This is a genomic window from Thiobacillus sp. (assembly GCF_024708915.1).
Map to the genome: position 1 here is coordinate 1 of NZ_JANJXQ010000129.1, position 7,352 is coordinate 7,352.

Annotated in this window: 8 protein-coding genes; all 8 read right to left on the bottom strand. The window is 67.3% G+C overall.

What is annotated here, in order from left to right:
- Positions 1 to 371 (bottom strand): phosphatase PAP2 family protein (locus Q0L94_RS09335; RefSeq protein WP_296752768.1); only part of this gene is annotated, 371 nt, incomplete at its 3' end.
- Positions 372 to 413: 42 nt separating this feature from the next.
- Positions 414 to 1,658, bottom strand: a complete 1,245-nt coding sequence (locus Q0L94_RS09340) for a glycosyltransferase family 1 protein (RefSeq protein WP_296752770.1) — start codon at positions 1,656 to 1,658, stop codon at positions 414 to 416.
- 58 nt (positions 1,659 to 1,716) lie between these two features.
- Positions 1,717 to 3,234 carry a hypothetical protein gene (locus Q0L94_RS09345; protein ID WP_296752772.1) on the bottom strand — a complete coding sequence of 506 codons (1,518 nt, stop codon included), beginning with the start codon at positions 3,232 to 3,234 and terminating at the stop codon, positions 1,717 to 1,719.
- Between the two features lie 186 nt (positions 3,235 to 3,420).
- Complete coding sequence (locus tag Q0L94_RS09350; RefSeq protein WP_296752774.1) at positions 3,421 to 3,798, bottom strand: diacylglycerol kinase; 378 nt, start codon at positions 3,796 to 3,798, stop codon at positions 3,421 to 3,423.
- Entirely contained in the window at positions 3,795 to 5,243 is a 1,449-nt protein-coding gene (gene gcvPB / locus Q0L94_RS09355; RefSeq protein ID WP_296752775.1) for an aminomethyl-transferring glycine dehydrogenase subunit GcvPB, read from the bottom strand. Before gcvPB ends, Q0L94_RS09350 begins: the two co-directional genes overlap by 4 nt.
- 110 nt (positions 5,244 to 5,353) lie before the next feature.
- On the bottom strand, positions 5,354 to 5,845 hold the full coding sequence (gene tpx, locus Q0L94_RS09360) for a thiol peroxidase (protein WP_296752777.1): 492 nt from the start codon (positions 5,843 to 5,845) through the stop codon (positions 5,354 to 5,356).
- A gap of 63 nt (positions 5,846 to 5,908) precedes the next feature.
- Positions 5,909 to 6,196, bottom strand: a complete 288-nt coding sequence (locus tag Q0L94_RS09365; protein ID WP_296752779.1) for a DUF3144 domain-containing protein — start codon at positions 6,194 to 6,196, stop codon at positions 5,909 to 5,911.
- Between the two features lie 3 nt (positions 6,197 to 6,199).
- Positions 6,200 to 7,352: aminomethyl-transferring glycine dehydrogenase subunit GcvPA (gene gcvPA, locus Q0L94_RS09370; protein WP_296752781.1), on the bottom strand; the 1,153-nt coding region annotated here is incomplete at its 5' end.

Here is a 7,352-nt window from a genome sequence, read left to right on the forward strand (position 1 = left end):
GCGTGCAGGGTGTGGCCGGAAGGAAAGCTGAAACGGTCGAGCGGCGCGCTCAGGCAGCAGATCGACGGGCAGGCCTGATACGGCCGCGGGCGTTCGGTGGCGCCTTTCAGCCATTTGTAGAGCAGCGTGCCGGCGAGGCCGGCAACGATCATGTGCAGCACGGCCGGCAGCGCGTCCCCGCCATGCCGGACGAGCAGCGCCAGCATCAGCCCGTACCAGAACACGCCGTCGCCGAGGCGGCTGGCGAGCCGCATGAGGCCGACTTCCCAGTCCGGCAGGCGCACGCCGTTGAGGCGTTCCAGCCACGCATGTTCGCGGGCAGCCAGCCGATTCAGGCCATGATGGGCAACCAGACTCAGACGGCGCTGCATGGCGGGCTCCTGACTAGGGCGTGAAATTAGCGTTAACACGCCCTAAGGGGTGGGGGCGGCGGATGGCCAGCCCGGCGGGGTGTCGGCTGCGGGCTGGGGCTGGGCGAGGCGCAGCAGCACCCGCTCGAAGCCGTCGACGATGGCGTCCCACGACAATTGCGCGGCGCGCGCGGCGGCCGCCGCACCCAGGCGGCGCTGCAGCGCAGCGGCCGGGGTCAGCGACACGGCCTGGGCAACGAATGCGTCCGCGTCTTCGGGCGGCGCCTTGAGGCCGTTTTCGCCGTGGCGGATGACTTCCTCGGCGGCGGCGCAGTCGTAGGCCACCACCGCAAGGCCGGATGCCATCGCCTCGATCGTCACGTTGCCCCAGGTCTCGGTCAGGCTGGGAAACAGGAACACATCGCCCGATGCGTAATGCGCGGCCAGTGCCTCGCCGATCCGGGTGCCGCAAAAAATGGCGTCGGGGCGTTTGGCCTGCCAGAGCGCCCGCTCCGGACCGTCGCCCACCAGCACCAGACGCACTGCGGGATGCGCCTGGCGCATGCCGTCGAAGGCGCGGAACAGCAGCGGCAGATTCTTTTCGGCAGCCAGGCGCCCCACGTAAAGCACCGCGGTTTCGTCGTCCGCCAGGCCCCAGTGCGCGCGCAAGACCGGGTCGCGGCGGCCGGGGTGAAACAGTCTGGTGTCCACCCCGCGCCCGATGACCTCGATGTTTTCATAGCCCGACGCCATCAGTTCGCGGCGGATGGCCTCGGTCGGCACCAGGGTGACGGCGGCCTTGTTATGGAATTTGCGCAGGTAGGCGACGATGGCAGGGCGCAGCAGCCCGAAGCCGTAGTGGCGGCTGTAGCTGTGGAAGTTGGTGTGGAAGTCGCTTGAGACCGGCAGCCGCAATTTGCTGGCGGCGGCCAGCGCCGACCAGCCGAGCGGGCCTTCGGTGGCGATCTGCACCACATCCGGCCGCTGTTTCGTCCATAACCGGGTCAGCGCGGCCTTGGCGGGCAGCCCCATTTTCAGGCCTTCGTAACGCGGCAGCGCGATGCCGCGCTGCAAATGTTCGGTGAGCGTGGCACTGGGGTGCGGCTGTTCGCTGGCGTGCTGGCGGGGCCGGATCAGCTGGATCTGGTGGTTGCGCACCTGCAGGCCGTCGACCAGCCGGCCCAGCGTCATCGCCACGCCGTTGACTTCGGGCGGGTAGGTTTCGGTCACCACCGCAATGCGCAGCTGCGGGCGCAGCGACGGCAGTGTCTGGCAGGTGAATTCGGCTGCATCCATGGCGCGCAGCATGCGCCCGGCGTGCGACAGGCAGATGAAGCGGGGGTGACGGTTTGGTGAAGCGCGCGGCTCAGGCGGCGAGGGCCAGCCGCTGCTGGGAAATCTCGCGCAGCAACAGGATGTCGCGGTAGGCGCCGGGTTCGAAGCCGACCCGCGTGCCGCCACGATTGTCGTAGATCAGGTCGTGGAAAAATGCGCCTATATCCGGCGTGCTCCATACCTTCACCATCTGCTCCAGCAGATGCGGGTAGGCTTCCAGGCCCTGGCCCTGTTCGTTGTCCTGGGAAACCGGATGCCCCGTCAGGTTGATGTTGAAATAACGGCGGCATTCGGCGCTGGCGGCGGTATAGCCTGCGGTGTCGCCGTCACGGTGCAGCAGGTCGAGCAGCAGCAGCCACGGCACCGGGGATTCGCCCGGCGCCGCGCGCAGGTGTTCCTGCAACAGATGAATCGCGAGCTCGCCATGGCCGTGCGCCATGAATACCTCGGCCTGGTCGAGGATGTCTTCCTTGACCTCGGTTCCCTCGGCAAGCGGGGGCGGCGCGATTTCCTGCATCCGTTGGGGCGCGGGCTCCGGCCTGGCCGCGGGCGTCAGCGTCATCTCGGACAGCGTTTTCGGCGCGCCCGTGTCCGGGCGCATCCAGGTGGCGTCGTCGGCAGGCGCGTCCTGACGGCGGGGACGGCGGAGCCGCCAGGCGGCCAGCGCGCCGCCGCTGCCGAGCAGCCCGATCGCGAGCAGATACAGCGGCCATTGCGCGGGGTATTCGGGAGGCGGCGGCGCGGCCGTGGCGGGGGCAGCGGCGCGGCGGGCCTCGAGTTCGGCATGGCGCTGCTGCAGCGCGGCCAGCTGCGCTTCCAGGTGCGCAAGTTTGCGGGTCAGCGCCGTGTTTTCGTCCGACAGTTCGGCGGCGTCCAGTTTTGCGGAATGGGCGTGCGCCTGATCCGGCGCCCCGGCGCCGGCCTGCCGCGGCGCGGCGGTGTCCGTCGCGCGGGGAACCTCGCGCTTTCCCGACAGCACCAGACGCGGCGCGGCGGCCGCCGCTGCCGCCTGCGTGTGCGGCGGCGCAGGCTGGCGCGCGGCGTCGGCAGGCGGCCGTGCGGCGACAGCGGGGGCGCGCTGAACCCGGCGTTGCGCGCGCGCGGGGCGTGGCGCCGGGGCCGCGGCAGGCGGCGCTGCGACGGCCGCGGCCGTCATGGCCGCCGCATCGTGGCCGAGGGGGGAGGCGACCGCCGCGGGCGGGTCGAGCAAAACGACATAATCGCGCTGCAAACGGGCTTCGCAGTCGGAAACCAGAACAAACTGCGCAATGGGATCGTTGATTGCCTGGCGGGTGCGTATGTGCAGCACGGCCTGCCCGCCGGACTGCTCGATGCTCAGTTGCGCGCGCGGCGGCGGTGCGATGCCGCCCACGCTGGCGTCGAGGCTGAAGCAGTCTGCGGCTGCGGCCGCCGGGACGTCGAGGAGGGGAACGGTGGCGTGCAGGGGCTGCCCGAGGAATGAGCGTACGCTGATTTCGCCCAGCCCGATGGCCGCAGCGGAACCGGCATGGCACAGGCCCAGCAGGAGGCAGGCAGATTTGAGTTTCACGCGACCGAAGAAAGAAAGTGTTCCCCCTATTCCGGACAAGAACACGCCAACTTTAGGGCGGTTCACGAAATAGGCGCGATCCCCGGTTCTGGAATCAGCCCGGATTGTCCAATAGCCCCCCCGCAGGCGGGGGAGGGAGAAAACCAGTCTATGCGCCAAGCATGATGCCCAATGCACAATCTGGAATCAGTTCAGGAGCACCAGCGTCCACACGGCCGCGACGTTGACGAGTGCGATCATCACCGCCGCGCTGCCCATGTCCTTGGCGCGCTTGATGAGCAGGTGGTGTTCCAGGGAAATGCGGTCGACCGCCGCCTCGATCGCCGAATTCAGCAATTCGACGATCAGCACCAGCAGAACCGCACCGATCATCAGCGCACGCTCGATGCCGGTTTCCCCCAGATACAGCGCGAGCGGAATCAGCAGCAAGGCCAGTAAGGCTTCCTGACGAAACGCGTCCTCGTGCCTGAAGGCTGCGGCGAGTCCTGCCCACGAGTAGCCTGCGGCGTTCAACACGCGCTGCAGGCCGGTCTTGCCCTTGAACGGGCTGACCGGCTCGCTCATGCCGGCTTGTAGGCCAGATCGAGTTCGCGCGCGGCCTTGACGTCGTCCAGGCGCCGCACCGGCAGGCTGTAGGGCGCGCCCTTCACCAGCTCGGCGGTGGTTTCGGCCTCGTGCTTGATCGCTTTCATGGCTTCGACGAAGCCGTCCAGCGTTTCGCGGCTTTCGGTTTCGGTCGGCTCGATCAGCAGGCATTCCGGCACCAGCAGCGGGAAGTAGGTGGTCGGCGCGTGGTAGCCGTAGTCGAGCAGGCGCTTGGCGAAATCCATCGCGGTGACGCCGGTGGCGTCCTTCAGCTTCTTCAGCGTGACGATGAATTCGTGGCTGGCGCGGCGCTCGGGATAGGCAAGCTCGAACCCGGCTTCGCGCAGTTTCGCCATCAGGTAATTGGCGTTGAGGGTGGCGTATTCGGCGACGCGCTGCATGCCCGCGCCGCCCAGCAGGCGCGCGTAGACATAGGCGCGCATCAGCACGCCGGCGTTGCCCATGTTGGCGCTCATGCGGCCGATCGACTGCGGCAGGTCGGCCTCGGTCGCCAGCCGGTAGAAGCCGTTCTCGTTCAGCACCAGCGGAATCGGCATGAAGGGCAGCAGGCGCTGCGCCACCCCCACCGGACCCGCGCCCGGCCCGCCGCCGCCGTGCGGGGTGGAGAAGGTCTTGTGCAGATTCATGTGGATGACGTCGAAACCCATGTCGCCCGGGCGCACCTTGCCGAGGATGGCGTTGAGGTTGGCGCCGTCGTAATAGAGCAGGCCGCCGGCGTCGTGGACGATTTTCTGGATCTCGGCGATGGTCTTCTCGAACACGCCGAGGGTCGACGGGTTGGTCAGCATCAGCCCGGCGGTGTGCGGTCCGACCGCGGCACGCAAGGCGGCGAGGTCGACGCTGCCGGTGGCATCGGTGGGGATTTCCTTGACCGTGTAGCCGCACATGGTGGCGGTGGCCGGGTTGGTGCCGTGCGCCGCGTCGGGCACGATGATCTCGCGCCGCGCCGTATCGCCGCGCGCGTCGTGGTAGGCACGGATCATCGCCACCCCGGCGAATTCGCCGTGCGCGCCCGCCATCGGCGCCATCGACACGCCGGCCATGCCGGTGACGTCCTTCAGCATCTCCTGCAGCTCGAACATGCTGGCGAGGAAGCCCTGGCCGGTCTCGTCCGGACTCGCCGGATGGCGCGCCAGGAATTGCGGCAGCATCGCCAGCGAGTTGCAGGCGCGCGGGTTGTACTTCATGGTGCACGAACCGAGTGGATAGAACTGCGTGTCGATCGAGAAATTTTTCTGCGAAAGCCGCGTGTAGTGGCGCACCACGTCGAGTTCGGAGACTTCCGGCAGGCCCGGGGCGTCCTTGCGACGCAGGTTCGCGGGCAGGTCGTCGAGGCTGCCACCGGCGGCAGGCAACTGGGCGGCAGCGGTGCGGCCGCGCCGGGAATGGTCGAATATCAGCATGGTTAAAACCTTGTTATCCGCGAAGGGACGCGAAGGGACGCGAAGTCAAACCCGAGAAGCGTTCTTTGATCTTCTTCGCGCTTCTTCGCGTCCTTCGCGGATGAAAAAAATCACTTCAAAGCAGCCAGCGCAGCCTCGTAGTTCGGCTCCTGCTTGATCTCGGGAACGAGTTCGGCGTGCAGCACCTTGTTGTTTTCATCCAGCACCACCACGGCGCGCGCGGTGATGCCGGCGAGCGGGCCGCTGGCGATGGCGACGCCGTAGTTCTTCATGAATTCGGCGCCGCGCATGGTCGACAGCGTCACCACGTTGTTGGTGCCCTCGGCGCCGCAGAAGCGGCTCATCGCGAACGGCAGGTCGGCGGCGATGATCAGCACGACGGTGTTGCCGACCGCGGCGTCGTTGAATTTCCTGGTCGAGGTCGCGCACACCGGGGTGTCGAGACTGGGCACGATGTTGAGGATTTTCTTCTTGCCAGCGAAGTCGGCCAGCGAGACGTCGGCCAGATCCTTGTTGACCAGCTTGAAGTCGGGCGCAGTGTCGCCAACCTTGGGAAAATTGCCTGCGACGTCGATGGGGGTGCCGCCTAGAGTCACTGCCATGTTTGCTCTCCTTGAATGAATCAATCAAATGCCGGGCGGATCATGCGCCCGGTGCATTGCGGGTCAATTAACGTCCCGCTGGTCGTAGCGCGCCATGTGCTCGTCCAGGTTCTCGCGCAGCATGGATTCGTACTGGCTCATGAAATACGCGATCGCGGTTTCCTTCTCCGCGATCAGCTGCGCCTTGCTCTCGGTCGCCGCGGCGATGACGAAGGCGTTGAAGCGCGCCGCGGCGAACAATGCGCTCGCGCTCACCCGGCTCGGCTTTTCCTCGTCCAGGTGGGTGTTGGCCAGCTGGATGAACGAGTCGGCCATGTCCCAGAAGGGCTTGTCGCGTGTGACATCACTCATGCTTCACTCCGGCTGGCTCTTGTATGCGCACGGCGGTGCCTCGCGCCGCTTCGACAGGATACGTTCCATTTGTTGCACATAGTGGTCGAGGTCGGCGGCGGTCTTGGTTTCGGTGGCGCAGACCAGAATCGCCGGCCCGAGTTCGGGATACCAGCCGGAAATGTCCAGTCCGCCGAGGATGCCCTGCGCGCGCAGCGCGCGCAGCACGTCCTTCGCGTTGTCGTTGAGCTTCAGCACGACTTCGTGGAAGAAGGGGCTGGCGAACGCACGCGTGACGCCGGGAATCGCTGCCAGTTTGCCGGCCAGCGCGACGGTGTTGGCGTGGCTGGCGGAAGCGACCCTCGCCAGTCCCTGCGGTCCCAGCAGCGCCATGTATTGCGTCGCCGCGGTGACCACCAGGCCCTGGTTGGTGCAGATATTGGAGGTCGCCTTGGAGCGGCGGATGTGCTGCTCGCGTGCCTGCAAGGTCAGGGAAAAGCCCGGCTTGCCGTCGAGGTCGACGGTGCGCCCGACGATGCGCCCGGGCATCTGCCGCACGAAGTCCTGGCGGCAGCACATGAAGCCGAAGTACGGCCCGCCCGAGGCCATCGGCGCGCCCAGCGGCTGGCCCTCGCCCACCGCGATGTCGGCGCCTTTCGTTCCCCATTTGCCGGGGGCTTCCAGCACCGCCAGCGTGGTCGGATTGACCAGCGCAATCGCCAGCGCACCCTTGGCGTGCGCCCAGTCGGTCATGGCGTGCACGCCCTCCAGCACGCCGAAGAAGTTGGGCTGCGGGATCGCCAGTCCGGCAAAACTGCCGGGGTCGGCCGGCAGCACGGTTTTTCCGGTTGCCGGATCGTAGTCGAGCTCGACCAGTTCGATGCCCTGGTTCTTCACCGTGGTGTCGACCACCCGGCGGTAGATCGGATGCACCGTCTTCGGTATCAGCACGCGGCGCGAGGTCTTGTGCGATCTGACCGCCATCAGCACCGCTTCGGCCAGCGCCGAGGCGCCGTCGTAGAGCGACGCATTCGACACGTCGAGCCCGGTCAGCCGGGTCATCATGGTCTGGTATTCGTAGATCAGCTGCAGCGTGCCCTGCGAGGCTTCGGCCTGGTAGGGCGTGTAGGCGGAATAGAACTCGCCGCGCGTGGTGATCTGCCAGATCGCAGCGGGG